Genomic DNA, 16488 nt, shown 5'->3' on the forward strand with positions numbered 1-16488 from the left:
GGCGGCCCGCCGCGGCGGTGAGGAAAAGCTGGCCGAGGCCGTTGGCCTTGCCGCTGCCATCGAACTCGACATCGTTGCCGCCGAACTGGTGCAGGTGGCCAAGGCGCGGCCCGCGACGCTGATCGGCGCCGGCAAGGTCGACGAGCTGAAGGGGCTCGTTGCCGCCGAAGAGATCGGCCTCGTCATCGTCGATCATCCGCTGACGCCCGTGCAGCAGCGCAATCTCGAAAAGGAACTGGACTGCAAGGTGCTCGACCGCACCGGGCTGATCCTGGAGATTTTCGGGCGGCGCGCCCGCACGCGCGAAGGGCGGTTGCAGGTCGAACTTGCGCATCTCAACTATCAGCGCGGCCGGCTCGTGAGGTCGTGGACGCACCTTGAGCGCCAGCGCGGCGGTGCCGGCTTTCTCGGCGGCCCCGGCGAAACCCAGATCGAGGCCGACCGGCGGCAGCTCCAGGAAAAGATCAAGCGCCTCGAAAAGGAGCTGGACGCCGTCCGTCGGACGCGCACGCTGCATCGGGCCAAGCGCAAGAAGGCGCCGCACCCCACCGTGGCGCTGGTCGGCTACACCAATGCCGGAAAGTCCACCCTGTTCAACACGGTCACCGGCGCGGACATCCTTGCCAAGGATCTCCTGTTCGCGACGCTCGACCCCACCTTGCGGCGCATCACCCTTCCGCATGGCACGCCGGTGATCTTTTCCGACACGGTGGGCTTCATCTCGGACCTCCCCACCCATTTGGTGGCGGCTTTCCGCGCAACGCTGGAAGAGGTGATCGAGGCGGACCTCGTGCTTCATGTCCGCGATATGGCGCATCCCGAAGCGGCCGCGCAGGCATCCGACGTGCGCAAGATCCTGTCCAGCCTGGAGGTGGACCCAGACGATACGGACCATGTGATCGAGGTGTGGAACAAGGCGGACCTGATGGATGAGGTGGCGCGCGAGCGTCTGTCCGCTGCCGCCGACTCTGCGCCCGGGCATGCGGCGCATCTGGTGTCGGCATTAACGGGCGAGGGCGTCGACGCGCTCATGGCCGCGATAGAGGAGCGCATCGCCGGCGCCGCCCAGCCGCTGCATCTGGAGTTGCCGTCATCCAGCCTGGCGCTGCTGCCATGGCTCTACGACAATGCCACCGTGACGGAGCGGGAAGACCGCGAAGACGGCAGCGTTGCGCTGACCCTTGCGATGACAGACCAGGCCCGGGCCGAGCTGCGCCGCCTTGCCGGCCGGCATCCCGGCATGGTGATCGAAACCACCGCCATGAAGGCGGCCGACCCCATCCCCGATGCGGCCGACGCGGCGGGTCGCCCGTGGTCATGATCGGCCTTATCGGCGGCATGAGCTGGGAAAGCTCGGCCGAATATTATCGCCTGCTCAATCGCGGCGTTCGCGCCGCGAGGGGGCCGACGGCGTCGGCAAGCTGCATCTTGTGGTCGTTCGACTTTGCGGAGATCGAGCGGCGGCAGCATGACGGCGACTGGGAAGGGCTTGCCGCGCTTATGGTCGACGCCGCCGAGCGGCTCGACCGTGCCGGTGCGGACGTGATCGCCCTCTGCACCAACACCATGCACCGGCTTGCCCCCCAGATCGAGGCCGCCGTGCCGGGCAAGCTCATCCACATTGCGGACCCCACAGGGCAACGCATTGCAGATGCCGGCTCCAGGAAGGTCGGTCTGCTGGGCACCGCCTTCACCATGGAGCAGCACTTCTACAAGGGGCGGCTGGCGGACAGGTTCGGGCTAGATGTCATCGTCCCCGAGGCGGAAGACCGGGCAACCGTGCATCGCATCATCTACCAGGAGCTGGTTGCCGGTATCGTCGACGACGGATCGCGCGCGGCCTATCGTGCGGTGATTGCGCGCCTTGTGGAGGCCGGCGCCGAGGCGATCATACTGGGCTGCACCGAAATCATGCTGCTGGTGGGGCCTGACGACAGTTCCGTCCCGGTGTTCGACACCACCGCCATCCATGTGGACGCCCTGGTGGAGGCCGCGTTGGCGTCTACCTAAGGCGCCCTGGTCTTCGCCTCCTGCCAGAGAGCCTCCATCTGCTCCAGCGTGGCTGCTTTTCCTTCATCGGAGGAAAATCCGCCAACACCCTTTTCTACATAAGAAAAACGCTTCCGGAACTTGGCCGTCGTGCGGCGCAGGGCGGCATCTGGATCGATCTGCGTGGCGCGCGCCAGATTGACGACACTGAACAGGATATCGCCCAGTTCGTCCTCCTGTGCCGTCGGATCGGCATTGTCTTGGGCTTCCTCGAATTCGGCGATCTCTTCCCGGATCTTGGCGATGATCGGCTCCGGCTTCTCCCAGTCAAAACCAACGGTTGCAGCTTTTTGTTGGACCTTCAACGCAAGAGCAAGGGCAGGGAGTGCGCCCGGTACGGTGTCGAGGAGGCCGGCCTTCTCCGGCGTGGGTCTGGGCGCCCACTCGCCGTCTGCGGATGTATTGGCGCGGGCGGCCCGGCGCTCTGCGCGCAACGCCTTCTCCTGCGCCTTGATACGGTTCCATTGGCCCTTGGCGCTTCCGGCCGACCGCGCCTCTGCGTCGCCGAAAACATGCGGGTGGCGGCGGATCATCTTGGCGGTGATGCCCTCGACCACGTCGCCAAAGGCGAACAGGCCCTCTTCCTCTGCCAGTTGGCAGTAGTAGACCACTTGCAGCAGCAGATCGCCCAGTTCTTCGCACAGGTCTTCGGCGTCGCGCCGCTCGATGGCGTCGACAACTTCGTAGGTCTCTTCCACCGTGTATGGCACGATGGAATCGAAGCTCTGTTCCAGATCCCATGGGCAGCCGGTACGGGGCGTGCGCAGGGCACGCATGATGTCCACCAGCCTGCCGATATCGCGTGAAGCCTGCATGAAAAGTGCCGATCCTGGAAAAAGGCGGTCAGACGGCGCGGGTGATGCCGCCGTCGACGCGGATGTTCTGCCCCGTTATATAGCCGCCGCCCTCCGATACGAGGAACGATATGGTTGCGGCAACCTCTTCGGCCCGGCCATAGCGGCCCATGGGAATGCGCTCGCGGAACTCGGCCTTTTCGGCCAGGCTGTCGATGAAGCCGGGGAGGACGTTGTTCATCCGCACATTGTCCGCGGCATACCGGTCTGCGAAGAGCTTGGCGTAGGATGCAAGGCCGGCACGGAAAACGCCGGATGTCGGAAACACCGGATCAGGTTCGAAGGCCGCGAAGGTGGAGATGTTGACGATCGCTCCGCCCTTTTGATGCACCATGACCGGGGCGACAAGCCGGACCGAGCGCACGACATTCATGAAGTAGACGTCGAGGCCGCGGTGCCAGTCTTCGTCGGTCAGGTCCAGGATCGGTGCGCGCGGTCCGTGTCCGGCACTGTTGACCAGCGCGTCGATGCGCCCCCATCGCTCCATCGTACCGTCAACGAGGCGCTTCAGATCGTCGTTGGACTGGTTGTTGCCGGTGACGCCGAAACCGCCCAGCTCTTCGGCCAATGCCGCGCCGCGTCCCGATGACGACAGGATGGCAAGCTTGAAACCGTCCTCGGCAAGGCGGCGGGCGGCCGCTTCTCCCATGCCGCTGCCGGCTGCGGTGACGATGGCGACGCGATGCTGGGTCATGCGGACGGGCCCTCTCGAAAACTGTTTGAGCTTCATTAGGTTTGTGTGCTCTTCGGCTCAAGCGCAAATAATCATGGCAGGATGGGCTTGACCTTCCAACCATGGGAAGCCCCATCTGACGGGTGGAAGATCGGGGCCGTTCCGCCCCGTGAAGGAATCTGGAGTTGCAGACATGACGACGTCGACAAACGCAGGAAAGGCGGTTCTGTATCGCATGGTCACGCCCGACCATGTCTGTCCGTTCGGCCTCAAGGCGCTGGACCTTCTGCAGCGCAAGGGTTTCGACGTCGAGGATCACAAGCTGGCCAACCGGGCCGAAACGGATGCCTTCAAAGAGCGTCACGACGTGAAGACCACACCGCAGACCTTCATCGGCGGCCGGCGCGTGGGCGGTTACGATGACCTTCGCAGGCATTTCGGCCTTGCCGTGGCGGACAAGAAGGCCGTTACCTACAAGCCGGTCATCGCCATTTTCGCCATGGCGGCGCTGATGGCCCTGGCGACGAGTTGGGCAGCCTTCGGTACGCTCGCCACCATCGCCGCCGGGGAATGGTTCATCGCCATTTCCATGTGTCTTCTGGCCGTGCAGAAGCTGCGGGATGTCGAGAGCTTTTCCAACATGTTCCTCGGCTACGACCTTCTGGCGCGGCGGTACGTTCCCTATGCCTATGTCTATCCCTTTGCCGAGGGCCTGGCCGGCGTCCTGATGATCGCCGGGGCGCTGATGTGGCTGGCCATCCCCGTATCCCTGTTCATCGGCACGATCGGCGCGGTATCCGTCTACAAGGCGGTCTATATCGACAAGCGCTCGTTGAAATGCGCCTGCGTCGGCGGCGACAGCAACGTGCCGCTCGGCTTCGTATCGCTGACCGAGAATGTCATGATGGTGGCCATGGCGCTGTGGATGCTGTTCAAGCCGTGGCTCCTCGCGCACTGAATGTCGTTGCGCAGGAGACTGCACCTTTCGGTTGAGCGCGGATCGTGCGAGTAGTTCCCTGCAGATCCATGCCGCGACATAGGGCAACCGCTTGAGCGAGACAGATTTTCCACCCCGCGACGGGGCGATCGAACCGGACTCCGATCTGGTGCTGATTGAGGCGCTGGCGCAGGCGCGGGCGCGGTACCGCGCCTTGTTCGAAGCCATCGACGACGGTTTCTGCATCATCGAGTTCGTCGACGGGCCTTACGGTCAACTCAGCGACTATATCCATGTCGAGGCCAATTCCGGCTATGGCCGGCATACCGGTATTCCGGACATTGTGGGAAAGTCGGTCTACGACATCGCTCCGGATGAGGGCGCCGAGTGGGTAGCCCTGTATGGCGCGGTGCTGCGCACGGGCCAGCCCATTCGCTTCGAGCGCCGCTTTGCGGAGGTTGGGCGCCACATCGAGGTTTCGGCCTCACGCGTGGAGCCCGCGACCCTTAAGCAGGTATCCGTGCTTTTCCGCGATATCACCGACCGCAAGCAGGCCGAGGCGGCCCTCCAGGCCAGCGAGGAAGTGGCGCGCGATCTGGCCGAGACGCTGGAGCAGCGCGTTGCGGAGCAGACCGCACACCTGATCACGACCGAAGAGGCATTGCGCCAGTCGCAGAAGATGGAGGCGGTGGGGCAGCTCACCGGCGGCATCGCGCATGATTTCAACAATCTGCTGGCGGCGATCTCCGGTTCGCTCGACATGATGCAGGCGCGCATAAGGCAGGGCCGCCTCGACGACATCGACCGCTACATGTCGGGCGCCCAGTCCGCGGCGCGGCGCGCTGCGGCGCTGACCCATCGGCTGCTGGCCTTTTCGCGCCGCCAGACACTGGACCCGCAGCCGACGGATGTGAACCGGCTCGTCTGCGAGATGCAGGATCTGATCCAGCGGACCGTTGGCCCGGCGATTTACCTGGACGTGCGCCAGGATGAGGCGCTTTGGCCGACGCTGGTAGACGCCAACCAGCTCGAGAACGCCTTGTTGAACCTGTGCATCAACGCGCGGGACGCCATGCCCGATGGCGGGCAGATCACCATCGAAACGCGCAACCAGAGCGTGGACGAAGCAACGGCGCGGGAGCTGTCCCTGCCGGTGGGCGACTTCGTCACGATGTGCGTTACCGATACCGGCGCAGGCATGACGCCGGACGTGATCGCCAAGGCATTCGAGCCGTTTTTCACCACCAAGCCGATCGGCGTCGGCACCGGCCTCGGCCTGTCGATGATCTACGGCTTCGCACGCCAGTCGGGCGGGCAGGTGCGCATTACATCAGAACCGGGCGAGGGAACGACCGTCTGCCTGCATCTGCCGCGCAGCAGCGATGCGCCCGCCGCCGAGGCGGCCACCGCGCAGGGAGAGGTCGCCCCCGTTTCGGGCGCGGAGCGCACCGTCCTTGTGGTGGACGACGAGACTCTTGTGCGGATGCTTCTGGTGGATGCCGTTACCGAGGTCGGGTTTGCCGGGCTGGAAGCCGGCGACGGCGCGGAAGCGCTGGACATCCTGTCATCCGATGCGACCATCGATCTTCTGGTGACGGATGTCGGGCTGCCGGGCGGCATGAACGGGCGGCAACTGGCCGATGAGGCCCGGGCCTTGCGGCCCGGGTTGAAGGTGCTGTTTGTCACGGGATATGCCGAGACCGCCGTGCAGGGGGACACCGACCGCCTGCCGCCGGACATGCAGATCATCACCAAGCCGTTCGACATAGCGGCGCTTTCCATACGCATCCGCGACATGATCGAAGGCTGAGCCCCGGCGACAGGCAAGGCCATGTCCGCCGGGGCCGGCCCGGTCAGCCCGTATAGCCGAAGGCGACGGGCGGGTTCGCAGCCGTTTCCACCCACACGCTCTTGACCTGCGTGTAGGCGTGCAGGGCTTCCAGCCCGCTGGAGCGGCCATAGCCGCTGCGGCCGAAACCGCCGAAGGGCGACATGACGTTGATGGTCTTGTAGCCGTTTATCCAGAAGGTGCCCGCACGCACGCCGGCCGCGACACGATGCGCGCGCCCGACATCGCCGGTCCAGACTGCGCCGGCCAGGCCGTAAGGCGTCGCATTGGCCAGCGCGATGGCTTCCTCTTCCGTATCGAAGGGCATGACGGCGACGACCGGGCCGAACACCTCTTCGCGGGCGATCTCCATCTCCGGCTTCACATGATCCAGGATCGTCGGCGCAAAGAAATAGCCGCCCGTTTCCGCCAATGCACCGCCTGCCGGCCCGCCGGTGGCCAGCCTTGCCCCATCCGCGACGCCCCGTGCGACCATCTCGCCGATCTTGTCGAACTGACGGCCATTGTTGATCGGTCCGATCTGCGTATCCGCAGAGGCCGGATGCCCGAACGGGATCTTTTCCGCCGCCCTGGCATAGCGCTCCACGAAAGCCGAGTGGATGGAGCGATGCACCAGAAGGCGGGAGCCGGCGACGCAGCTTTGCCCCGCGCCTCCGAAGATGGCGGATTGCGCCCCCAGGATCGCCCTGTCGATGTCGGCATCGGGAAAGACGATGTTGCCGGATTTGCCACCCAGTTCGAGGATGCAGGGCACCGTTTTGCGCGCCGCAGCCGTTGCGACGGCGACACCGCCCGCCGCCGAGCCGACGAAGACCACAAGCCCCGTCGCGTCATGCGCCACGGCTGCCGCGCCGGTGGTTGCGCCCGCTCCGGCCAGGACGTTGACCAGGCCCCGCGGCGCGCCGGCCTTTTCGCACAGACGGCCGAGCACGATGGTGGACAGCGGAGTCAGTTCCGACGGCTTGATGACGACGCCATTGCCGGCCGCCAGCGCCGGAGCGATCTGCCATCCGCCGGTAAACAGCGGTGCGTTCCAGGGCGTGATCTGCGTGACGACGCCGATGGGCTCGCGCCGCGTGTAATTGAGGTGGCTGCTGGGCACCGGGATGACCTCGCCATGCAGCTTGTCGCACCAGCCGGCGTAATATTCGAACATTTCGGCGACGCGGACGGCTTCGCCGCGCATGTCGCGGATCGGCCGGCCGGCGGAGCGGCATTCCATCTCGGCGATGGCCTCGGCATTGGCACGCACGAGGCGTCCCACCTCGTACAGGATGCGGCCCCGGGCCGAACCTGTGAGGGCGGCCCACTCTTTCTGGGCACGCGTGGCGGCGTCCATCGCGGCGTCGACCACCGTTTGCCCCGCATCGCGGAAGCTGGCGAAGACGCGGCCGTTGGCGGGGTCGGTCAGATGGAGCGTTTCGCCGGTGCCGGCCACGATCGCGCCATCGACCAGGCTGCCGATACGCCCACCGGGGATCAGGCCGGCGACAAGCTCTTCGATGCGGTCGGTCTGGTCGGGTGCGTTGTGCGCGTCATCCATTGCCTTTGGCCCTTTCGTTGTTGCCTGCGTAGTCGCCCATGCGTGTGAAGTCCTGCCCGTCGGCAAGGCGCTCGGCGCTTGCCGCCCAGATGTCGCGCACATGGCCGCAGAGCGGCAGATCGACGCCGAACTCGTCGGCCATGGCGCCGGCCAGGCGCACATCCTTGCGCATCAGCCCCATCGAAAAGCCGCTGTCGAAGCGACCGGACATGACCCAGTTGGGAAAGTGGATTTCGCTGATGGCGCTGCGGCCGGTGGCGGCGTTCAGCACGCGCAGCACGGACTCGGGCTCGACGCCGGCGCCGACCGCCAGCTTCAACGCCTCCTGGGTCGTCAGCATATGCGCTGCAACCAGCAGGTTGTTGACCAGCTTGGCGACGTTGCCGGCGCCGCTGGGGCCGACATGCAGGATCTTCGCAGCCAGCGCCTCGACCACGGTGCGCGCCTCTGCCAGGTTCGCTTCGTCGCCGCCGATCATCATGGTCAGCTTGCCGGACGCCGCGCCGGCCGGGCCACCGCTGACCGGCGCATCGAGGAAGCCGTGCCCCGCATCCGCCAGGCGCCGCGCCAAGGCGCGGCTGACATCCGGCTCGGAGGTAGAGGTATCGATCAGGATCACCCGGCCTTCCGCCTGCGTACCGACCGCTGCGGCGTGCGCTTCCAGCATCGCCGCCACGTCCTGCGCGGTGGGGAGGGAAAAGACGATCCGCTCACTGGAAGAGAACAGCTCGCCCGGCTCGGTGACGAAGCCGAAACCCGCCTCCGCCGCCGCCTCGGCCTTACCGGCGCTCAGGTCGTAGCCCGTGACCGCAAAGCCGGCTTTGGCCAGCGTGGCCGCCATTCCGAACCCCATTGCCCCGAGGCCGACGACGCCGACGCGCGTTTTCCTGTCCATCGATCATCCCCTGATGTTGCGATCTATCGATGCAAGGGTGGGGCTGGTCGGCGACAGGCGATAGGCACCAACCCCGGAACAAAGCGTTGCGCTTTGCGCAATGAGCGAACCTCAGAGCCGAAAGGCGGCCATGTTCTGCGACAGATGGCTGGCAAGATTGTCTACCGAGGTGGGCAGGCGGCGATGCGCCCGCACGATCAGATGCGCACTGGCCTGCAGGGCCAAGGGGTGGTCCAGCTCGCACGCGCCCAGCAGCCCCGCCGCAATCTCGTTTGCCACCGCGAAATGCGGCAGGAAGGTTACGCCCCCCGCCATCGCGAAACGGCGCAGAGCATCGATCGACTGGGTTTCCAGTACCGGGGCGATGGCAAGGCCCGCATCCGCCGCCATCCGGGCCACGAGTTGCCGTGTGCCGTGCCCCTCTGTCAGCAAAGCCAGCGGCCGGTGCAGGCCGGCGGCAAGATCGGCCCGGCCCGCATCCAGCAAGGCATCGTCCTTCCGTGTGACCATGCACAGCGGTTGCCGCTTGATGGCGATGGACCGGATCCGCGTCTCGACCGGGGGATTGTACACAAGGCCGATATCCGCCTCGCCATTGGCGATGGCTTCCACGATGGCGTCGGTGCCGGCCAGTTGCAGCGCATGCCGGACGTGCGGATAAATGGTAAAGAACGGCGCCAGGCCATTGTCGATCAGGTCGCCGACGAAGCCCTCGCCGCACACGATGGCCACGCGGCGCTGCTCGCCGCCCTTCAGCCGGTCGAGTTCCTCTCGCAGCAGGCCGCCTTCCTCGGTCAGGCGACGCCCATGTTCCAGCAGAAGGGAACCGGCCGGCGTCAGCGTGGCGCCGCGCGCCGTACGTTCGAAAAGGGGAAGGCCGATCTCGTATTCGAGATCGGCGATCTGCCGGCTGACGGCCGAGGGCGCCACGTTGAGCTGCTCGGCGGCCGCACGAAACGAGCCGTGGCGCACGACGGTCAGGAAGTGGCGCAGGGCCTTGGCGTCGATGAAATCCATGCGCCCATCATATCACGCCCGGGCAAGGCGTGCGGCGGCGATGTCGCGCCACAGGCGGATGCCGTCTCCCAGGATGGCATCGTTGAAATCGAAGCGCGGCGAGTGCAGGCCGGGATTGTCTCCATCCCGGGCGGCGCCCAGCCAGATATAGGCGCCGGGCCGCTCTTCCAGCATGAAGGCGAAATCCTCCGCCGCCATGCTGGGGGCGCTGTCCTCGACCGTCAGGCCGGTCGTGCCGCCGGCGATGGCGCGGATGTCGGCGGCTTTGGCCGGCGTGTTGATGGTTGCCGGGTAGAGGCGCTTGTAATCGACCGTCGCGCTGGCGCCCATGGCCGTCGCCACCATGGAGGCGACCGCGCCCAGGCGCGCCTCGATCACGTCGCCCACGGCCGGCGAAAACCAGCGCGTCGTGCCCCGGATGACGACCGATTCGGGAATGACGTTATAGGCATCGCCGCCGTGGATCTGGGTGGCGGACACCACCGCCGCCTCCAGCGGAGACACGTTGCGCGCCGCGATGGATTGCAGCGCGGTCACGATCTGGCTTGCAGCCAGGATTGGATCGGCTCCCTCGTGCGGCATCGCGCCATGCGAACCGCGGCCCGTGACGGAAATCTCGAATGTCGCGAAGGCCGCCATCATCGCCCCGTCGCGCGCCACCATCGCGCCCGGCTTCAGGCCCGGCCAGTTGTGGATGCCGTAGACCTCGTCCACCGGGAAATCGCGGAACAGCCCGTCGCGGATCATCTCCCGCGCGCCGCCCTCAACCTCTTCCGCCGGCTGGAAGATGAAATGCACCGTGCCGTCCAGATCGGGCAGGGCGGCGATCTCGCGCGCGGCGGCCAGCAGCATGGTCACATGCCCATCGTGCCCGCAGGCATGCATGACGCCCGGAACAAGCGAGGCATGGGCGACGCCGCTTGCCTCCATGATGGGCAGGGCGTCCATGTCGGCACGCAGGCCGACGACACGGCTGGACGTTCCACGCGACAGGGTGGCCACCAGCCCGGTCGTTCCATAACCGCGCCGCACCGCCAGCCCGAAGCTTTCGAGGCGGGATGCGATGAAGTCGGCGGTTTCCGTTTCGTGGAACGCCAGCTCGGGCCGGCGATGCAGGGCATGGCGCCAGTTGACGGCTTCCGCGATCGTATCGCCGGGCAGGACTGCGGACATGGATAGCGCCTCTTCGTAAGTCGGATGTCAGCCGAAAAGCCGCAGCGTCAGGTCTGCGATGACCACCGAGCCGATGTAAGTGCCGAACATCACGCAGATGGCCACGATGACGATCTTCCAGCCCGATGTGCGCGCAATGCGGAACTCGGTCTGCGTCAGCGCAAGGCCGCCATAGGCCAGCGCCGGCGTTGCCAGCGCCAGGAAGTTGAGGCGGCTGACGGCATCCAGCACCGTGGCCGAACCCGGCAGGCCCGGAATGGTGATCAGGATGGCGATCAGCGAAACCCAGGCCACGGCAGGCAGTTTCAGCGGTACCACCTGCGCGATGATGAGGCCGAGCGCGGATGCCGCCAGAAGGATCAGCATGCCGGGCAGCGCCTCCAAGGCGGTGGTGCCGGTTGCGGCCCAGTTGGCGGCCAGCCCGATGATGCCGGCCACCGCCAGCATCGCCATCTTTTCGCCCAGGGGCACGGCACGCTCGTCTTCTTCCACGATCACGTCCCGAAGGTCGGACACGCTCTTGTCTGTTGCGTTGCTCATGTCGGTGTCCTCAGGCGGCGTTTGCGAATTCGTGCGGGCGCGACTTTCGGTACAGCCACTCCGTCAGCGGAAGCGCGACGAACAGGCCGACATACAGCCCCGTCGCATAGGTCAGGATGTTGCTGGCGGCGGCGAGCGCAAGGATGAGCTGCTCCTGATCCGGTACCACCGCAACCAGACCGCCCGTGCATGCTGCCAGCATCGAGCCGGAGCCGACGCCGCACGACATGGCCAGCGCACGGATGTCGAAGATGCCGAGCGCGTGGATCAGCGGCGGCATGATGGCGAAGACGAAGGTGCCGATGAGGGTGCCGGTTGCGTAGACGCCCATGGCTCCGGCGCCCTCCGGGCTGTTCAGGCCGTATTTCTCGGCGATCAGCGCAAGGTTTGGCTCGCGGTCGATGGAATAGCTGGCGCCGATGGCTTCGCGGCCCATGCGCAGCAGGAAGACGGCGACCGGGAATGCCACGACGATGGTGCCGAGATTTCCCAGCTCCTGCAGGATCAGGGCCGGCCCCGCGTCGATGATGGCCTCGATCTGCGGTCCGACGGTCGTTCCGAAACGGGCGATGAACGGCATGATCGCAATGGTGATCATACCCCCGGCGATCTTTGTGGAGCGCGGCGTGAGAATGCGCGACATCGGCCTGCAGATCGAGGGGTTGAGCGCGATGCCGATGGCGAAGGCGTACAGGATCGGCAGGAGGATGATGGTGGCGATGCCGATCGGCACCCGGATAACGCCGATCAGGTCGGCGATAATCACGATGGCCAGAACCGTAAGGTGCAGTGCCATCGCATCCCTCGAAAGGACGCGGCTCATGAAGTCTCCCGTGCTGCGTTGCACAAACCGTGGACACTTGCCGCAACCGACAAGATTTTACGCAGCCTAGCGGCGTGTCGCGTGTCCGGTAGCGGCGGTTTACGCAACGGAGCGTTGCGCGGCAAGCAATACGCTGCCGCCGGGCGGCCCTTATCCGTTCTGTGGCATCTCGATCTGCAGCTTCACGTCGGTCGGCCGACCTTCGGCGGCACGCTCGAACGCTTCCACCGACCTGTCGAAGGGCAGGGTCTCGGATATCAACGGCTTCAGATCCACCTTGCCCGACGCCATCATCTGAATCGCGCGCGGATATTGGTGCGCATAGCGGAAGACCGTCTCGAAGCGCAGCTCCTTGGTGGAGGCGGTGGCCCAGTCCATCGCCGTGGGGTGAACGGGAAGCCCGACCACCACAACGGCTCCGCCGGGCCTTGGCAGCGCCAGCAGGCTTTCCCACGCCTTCGGCGAGCCGCTGGCTTCGAAGACGACATCCGCGCCCCAACCGCCGGTCGCTTCGTCGACGGCGGCCTTCAGGTCCGCGCTGCGGATATCCACCGGGACGATTCCCGGATACCGGCCGGCGATTTCAAGCTTTTCGGCCATCATGTCGGCAATGATCACGCTGGCGCAGCCGCCGGCCAGGGCGGCCAGCGCCACCATGATGCCGATGGGGCCCGCGCCGATGACGACGCCAACGTCGCCGGGGGCGATCTTCGCCTTCTGCGCGGCCTGCAAGCCGACGGCGAAAGGCTCCACCATGGCGCCTTCCGCGAAGCTGACGGTGTCGGGCAGCTTGAAGGTGAAATTGGCTGGATGGACGACTTCGGTTGTCAGAACGCCATGCACCGGCGGCGTTGCCCAGAAGGTGACCGCCGGATCGACATTGTACATGCCGAGGCGCGCCGCACGCGAATCCGGGTCGGGCACGCCCGGCTCCATGCAGACGCGGTCGCCGACGGCGAGATGGCGCACGTCCGGCCCGATCTCCACCACCGTTCCGGCTGCCTCGTGCCCCAGCACCATCGGCGCTTCGACGACGAAGCTGCCGATGCGGCCATGCGTGTAGTAATGGACGTCGGAGCCGCAGATGCCCACCGTGTGCAGACGAATGCGCACATCCGTCGGCCCGACCGCCAATGGAAGATCGATGTCGCGTATTGCCAGCTTGTGCTGCTCTTCGAGGACAAGGGCCTTCTGCATTGCCATGAATCAACCTCCCGTTGGTGCGGATGATTCTTATAGCGCCTTGTGCTGGCTTTCGGAGCCCATTTCGGTGTGGCGATGCAGCGCGATTGCATTGCGCAGGACATGCAGGCCGATGGATGCGAACAGGATGTAGGCGAAGATCTCGACCGTCTCCTCGATCAACATCGGCAGATAGTCGATTCCGGCCAGGGTCGGATGCCCGTCGAAAGCCTCGCCGATCAGAAGAAGCACGGCGACGCACACGAACGGCCACCCGCGAAGCTCTTTCAGATAGGCGATATGCTCGCCGATCAGGCGCCAGCGAAGCGCGATATAGGGCAACGCGACCGCGCAGATGACGACGGCCTCGTAAAGCCGGAAATGCGGGGCGTTGAACAGCATGGCGATCGGGCCGTTGCCGGCCAGTTCCAGCTCGCGCAGGAAGAAGACGACCGCCAGCACGCTGGCGCCGACGGCCGCCATGCGGCCGGCGCCGCGCTGGTAGGCAGCCGAGACGGCAAAGAACAGAGCCGCAGCCACAAGTGCCGCTTCCTGCCCGCGCTCCAGCGGGCCGCCCTCGATGACCGCATCGTGGATGCCAAGCCACGCCACCAGAAGGAGCGTGGCCACCACGACCGCGATGGCAATGAGAAGGCCTTGCAAGGCAAAGCCGCGTGGTAGGTGAAACGCCTGCATGATGCGCCCCCGGGACATTTCCCGGGGGCTTATTGAATTATGAAGGTGGGCGCAATGCTCACCCGACGCGGCGGATGGCATCCCCCACCATGTCGGCCATGGTGGAAATCTCCTCTTCGGAGACGATCAGCGGCGGCGACAGGGCGATGATGTCGCCCGTCACACGGATGAGCAGCCCTTTTTCGAAGCAGTCAACGAAGACATCGTAGGCCCGCTTGCCCGGCGCGCCGTCGAGCGACGCCAGCTCGATGCCCGCCACCAGCCCGATGGTGCGGATATCCACGACATTCTCCGTGCCCTTGAGGGCGTGCATGGCATTGGCAAAGTGGTCGCTGAGCTCCGACGCGCGCGTCAGGAGGCCCTCGTCAGCATAGATGTCCAGCGTGGCGATGCCGGCTGCGCAGGCAACCGGATGCCCGGAATAGGTGTAGCCATGGAAAAGCTCGATCTGCGCTTCCGGCCCATGCATCAGCGCATCGTGGACCGTACGGCTGCTGAAGACGGCGCCCATGGGGATCGTGCCGTTGGTCAGGCCCTTTGCCGTGGTGACGATATCCGGCACGACGCCGAACCAGTCCGTTGCGAAGGGCGCTCCGAGGCGCCCGAACCCGGTGATGACCTCGTCGAAGATCAGCAGGATGCCGTGCTTGGTGCAGATGTCGCGAAGCCGCTGGAGGTAGCCCTGCGGCGGAACGAGCACGCCGGTGGAGCCGGCGACCGGTTCGACGATGCAGGCGGCGATGGTTTCCGCGCCGTGCAGCGCAACCAGCCTTTCCAGATCGTCGGCCAGCTCTGCGCCGTGCTGGGGCTGCCCCTTGACGAAGGCGTTGCGGGCAAGGTCGTGCGTATGCCGTAGATGGTCTGCCCCGGGCAGCAGCGGGAAGACACGGCGATTGTTGACGAGGCCGCCCACCGATATGCCGCCGAAGCCGACGCCGTGATAGCCGCGCTCACGCCCGATCACACGCGTGCGGGTGCCTTGGCCGATGGCGCGCTGGTAGGCGATGGCGATCTTGAGTGCCGTATCGACCGATTCCGACCCGGAGCCGGTAAAGAACACCCGGTCCAGGCGGTTGCCTTCGGGGCCCGGCGCGATGGCGGCAAGCCGTTCGGCGAACTCGAAGGCGATGGGGTGCCCCATCTGGAACGAAGGCGCGAAATCCAGCGTCGAAAGCTGGCGTTCCACCGCCGCCGCGATGCCGCGCCGGCCATGGCCGGCATTGACGCACCAGAGCCCGGCCGTGCCGTCCAGCACCTGACGCCCGTCATCGCTGGTATAGTACATGCCGTCGGCCGCCGCGAGCATGCGGGGCGCGGCCTTGAACTGGCGATTGGCGGTAAACGGCATCCAATAGCTGTCGAGGAGGGGGGTGTTGGGGCGGTCGTGAACGTTCATGGATCGGCTCCGGGGGCGTGAGCATCCATTGGAGCCTTGAACCGCTGTCGCAACAAGTCCTTTTCTGGGTTTCGCCAAGCCGTTGTTATATTACGGCGGTGGGTGCAAAATGTTCGATATATCGAACGGAGTGAACGGCGTGACGGTGGATATCGGGGGACGGCTGCGCAGCCTGAGGCTGAAGCACAAGCTTTCGCAGCGGCAACTGGCGTCGAAGGCCGGTGTCACGAATTCAACCATATCGCTGATCGAATCCAACGGCACGAACCCTTCGGTCGGGGCGTTGAAGCGCATTCTCGACGGCATCCCCATCGGGCTTGCCGAGTTCTTCGCCTTCGAGCCCGAGCAGCCGGCCCGCGCCTTCTACCGCGCGGATGAACTGAAGGAGATCGGCAAGGGCGGGATTTCCTACCGTCAGGTCGGCGACAACCTCTTCGGCCGCAGCCTGCAGATTCTGGAGGAATGCTATCAGCCCGGCTCCGATACCGGCAAAGTGCCGCTCGTGCATGATGGCGAAGAGGGCGGCATCGTGCTGAGCGGCCGGCTGGAGGTGACGGTGGACGGCGAAAGGCGAATCCTTGGCCCCGGCGACGCCTATTATTTCGAAAGTCGCAGGCCTCATCGCTTTCGATGCGTCGGCCCGAACCCATGTCGCGTCGTCAGCGCCTGTACGCCCCCGACATTCTAGAACCGATTTCCACAAACAGACCAAAATATAAAAATGACAAATGCAGGATACAGGCTATCCTGCATCATGAAGTTTCTGGTAGGAGGTCGGGCGCTTTCTTTTGCTTGTCGGGCGGAAGTGCGTCCTCCATCAGGGAAAGGGCCGCGGCATGCACGACAGCACCATGAAGATCG

16 protein-coding genes are annotated in these 16488 nt (G+C 65.6%); 5 read left to right on the forward strand and 11 right to left on the reverse strand.

Annotated features, from left to right (window positions below):
- Together hflX and AUL31_RS04820 are read left to right on the forward strand one after the other, a co-directional pair.
- Positions 1-1321, forward strand: a 1321-nt coding sequence (hflX, locus tag AUL31_RS04815) for a GTPase HflX (RefSeq protein ID WP_156417284.1), incomplete at its 5' end; no start/stop codon positions are given.
- Positions 1312-2010 (forward strand): aspartate/glutamate racemase family protein, encoded by a 699-nt coding sequence (locus tag AUL31_RS04820; RefSeq protein ID WP_082646792.1) that lies wholly within the window; start codon positions 1312-1314, stop codon positions 2008-2010. The genes hflX and AUL31_RS04820, both read left to right, overlap by 10 nt.
- Here AUL31_RS04820 and mazG read toward each other — a convergent pair.
- Together mazG and AUL31_RS04830 are read right to left on the reverse strand one after the other, a co-directional pair.
- A complete protein-coding gene (gene mazG / locus AUL31_RS04825; protein ID WP_060602196.1) occupies positions 2007-2864 on the reverse strand; it encodes a nucleoside triphosphate pyrophosphohydrolase in 858 nt (285 codons plus the stop codon). The genes AUL31_RS04820 and mazG overlap by 4 nt on opposite strands.
- Positions 2865-2892: 28 nt before the next feature.
- Positions 2893-3597 carry an SDR family oxidoreductase gene (locus AUL31_RS04830; protein ID WP_060602199.1) on the reverse strand — a complete coding sequence of 235 codons (705 nt, stop codon included), beginning with the start codon at positions 3595-3597 and terminating at the stop codon, positions 2893-2895.
- A gap of 172 nt (positions 3598-3769) precedes the next feature.
- Between AUL31_RS04830 and AUL31_RS04835 the strand changes: the two genes are divergently transcribed.
- Positions 3770-4534, forward strand: a complete 765-nt coding sequence (locus AUL31_RS04835) for a MauE/DoxX family redox-associated membrane protein (protein WP_060602202.1) — start codon at positions 3770-3772, stop codon at positions 4532-4534.
- Between the two features lie 91 nt (positions 4535-4625).
- A complete protein-coding gene (locus AUL31_RS04840) occupies positions 4626-6323 on the forward strand; it encodes a hybrid sensor histidine kinase/response regulator (RefSeq protein WP_192842509.1) in 1698 nt (565 codons plus the stop codon).
- Positions 6324-6366: 43 nt separating this feature from the next.
- On the opposite strand, the gene AUL31_RS04845 is transcribed toward AUL31_RS04840, so the two are convergent.
- The 9 genes from AUL31_RS04845 to AUL31_RS04885 all read right to left on the reverse strand — a co-directional run bounded on the left by AUL31_RS04845 (position 6367) and on the right by AUL31_RS04885 (position 15627).
- Positions 6367-7905 (reverse strand): aldehyde dehydrogenase family protein, encoded by a 1539-nt coding sequence (locus AUL31_RS04845; RefSeq protein WP_060602206.1) that lies wholly within the window; start codon positions 7903-7905, stop codon positions 6367-6369.
- Positions 7898-8800 carry an NAD(P)-dependent oxidoreductase gene (locus AUL31_RS04850; protein ID WP_060602209.1) on the reverse strand — a complete coding sequence of 301 codons (903 nt, stop codon included), beginning with the start codon at positions 8798-8800 and terminating at the stop codon, positions 7898-7900. Before AUL31_RS04850 ends, AUL31_RS04845 begins: the two co-directional genes overlap by 8 nt.
- A gap of 111 nt (positions 8801-8911) precedes the next feature.
- The gene (locus AUL31_RS04855) at positions 8912-9817 is read right to left on the reverse strand and encodes a LysR family transcriptional regulator (protein WP_060602212.1); all 906 of its coding nucleotides are present in this window, start codon (positions 9815-9817) and stop codon (positions 8912-8914) included.
- Between the two features lie 12 nt (positions 9818-9829).
- Positions 9830-10990 (reverse strand): M20 aminoacylase family protein, encoded by a 1161-nt coding sequence (locus AUL31_RS04860; protein ID WP_060602215.1) that lies wholly within the window; start codon positions 10988-10990, stop codon positions 9830-9832.
- A 27-nt stretch (positions 10991-11017) separates the two neighbouring features.
- On the reverse strand, positions 11018-11530 hold the full coding sequence (locus tag AUL31_RS04865) for a hypothetical protein (RefSeq protein WP_060602221.1): 513 nt from the start codon (positions 11528-11530) through the stop codon (positions 11018-11020).
- Between the two features lie 10 nt (positions 11531-11540).
- On the reverse strand, positions 11541-12353 hold the full coding sequence (locus AUL31_RS04870) for a DUF3100 domain-containing protein (protein WP_060602224.1): 813 nt from the start codon (positions 12351-12353) through the stop codon (positions 11541-11543).
- Between the two features lie 150 nt (positions 12354-12503).
- Complete coding sequence (locus tag AUL31_RS04875) at positions 12504-13556, reverse strand: NAD(P)-dependent alcohol dehydrogenase (protein ID WP_060602227.1); 1053 nt, start codon at positions 13554-13556, stop codon at positions 12504-12506.
- A gap of 30 nt (positions 13557-13586) precedes the next feature.
- On the reverse strand, positions 13587-14231 hold the full coding sequence (locus AUL31_RS04880) for a hypothetical protein (protein WP_060602230.1): 645 nt from the start codon (positions 14229-14231) through the stop codon (positions 13587-13589).
- 58 nt (positions 14232-14289) lie between these two features.
- Positions 14290-15627: an omega-aminotransferase AptA gene (locus AUL31_RS04885; protein ID WP_060602232.1), complete on the reverse strand. Its 1338-nt coding sequence runs from the start codon at positions 15625-15627 to the stop codon at positions 14290-14292.
- 139 nt (positions 15628-15766) lie between these two features.
- On the opposite strand from AUL31_RS04885, the gene AUL31_RS04890 reads away from it, so the two are divergent.
- On the forward strand, positions 15767-16315 hold the full coding sequence (locus AUL31_RS04890; RefSeq protein WP_060602348.1) for a cupin domain-containing protein: 549 nt from the start codon (positions 15767-15769) through the stop codon (positions 16313-16315).
- The last annotated feature ends 173 nt before the right edge of the window (positions 16316-16488 follow it).

This window comes from Aureimonas altamirensis, from assembly GCF_001463885.1.
In the GTDB taxonomy this organism is placed as follows: Bacteria; Pseudomonadota; Alphaproteobacteria; order Rhizobiales; family Rhizobiaceae; genus Aureimonas; species Aureimonas altamirensis.

Bases quoted from the DNA above. Each gene is read 5' to 3' on its own strand.
- mazG (WP_060602196.1), bottom strand. From the start codon at position 2,864: ATGCAGGCTTCACGCGATATCGGCAGGCTGGTGGACATCATGCGTGCC.
- AUL31_RS04830 (WP_060602199.1), bottom strand. From the start codon at position 3,597: ATGACCCAGCATCGCGTCGCCATCGTCACCGCAGCCGGCAGCGGCATG.
- AUL31_RS04835 (WP_060602202.1), top strand. From the start codon at position 3,770: ATGACGACGTCGACAAACGCAGGAAAGGCGGTTCTGTATCGCATGGTC.
- AUL31_RS04845 (WP_060602206.1), bottom strand. From the start codon at position 7,905: ATGGATGACGCGCACAACGCACCCGACCAGACCGACCGCATCGAAGAG.
- AUL31_RS04850 (WP_060602209.1), bottom strand. From the start codon at position 8,800: ATGGACAGGAAAACGCGCGTCGGCGTCGTCGGCCTCGGGGCAATGGGG.
- AUL31_RS04855 (WP_060602212.1), bottom strand. From the start codon at position 9,817: ATGGATTTCATCGACGCCAAGGCCCTGCGCCACTTCCTGACCGTCGTG.
- AUL31_RS04860 (WP_060602215.1), bottom strand. From the start codon at position 10,990: ATGTCCGCAGTCCTGCCCGGCGATACGATCGCGGAAGCCGTCAACTGG.
- AUL31_RS04865 (WP_060602221.1), bottom strand. From the start codon at position 11,530: ATGAGCAACGCAACAGACAAGAGCGTGTCCGACCTTCGGGACGTGATC.
- AUL31_RS04870 (WP_060602224.1), bottom strand. From the start codon at position 12,353: ATGAGCCGCGTCCTTTCGAGGGATGCGATGGCACTGCACCTTACGGTT.
- AUL31_RS04875 (WP_060602227.1), bottom strand. From the start codon at position 13,556: ATGGCAATGCAGAAGGCCCTTGTCCTCGAAGAGCAGCACAAGCTGGCA.
- AUL31_RS04880 (WP_060602230.1), bottom strand. From the start codon at position 14,231: ATGCAGGCGTTTCACCTACCACGCGGCTTTGCCTTGCAAGGCCTTCTC.
- AUL31_RS04885 (WP_060602232.1), bottom strand. From the start codon at position 15,627: ATGAACGTTCACGACCGCCCCAACACCCCCCTCCTCGACAGCTATTGG.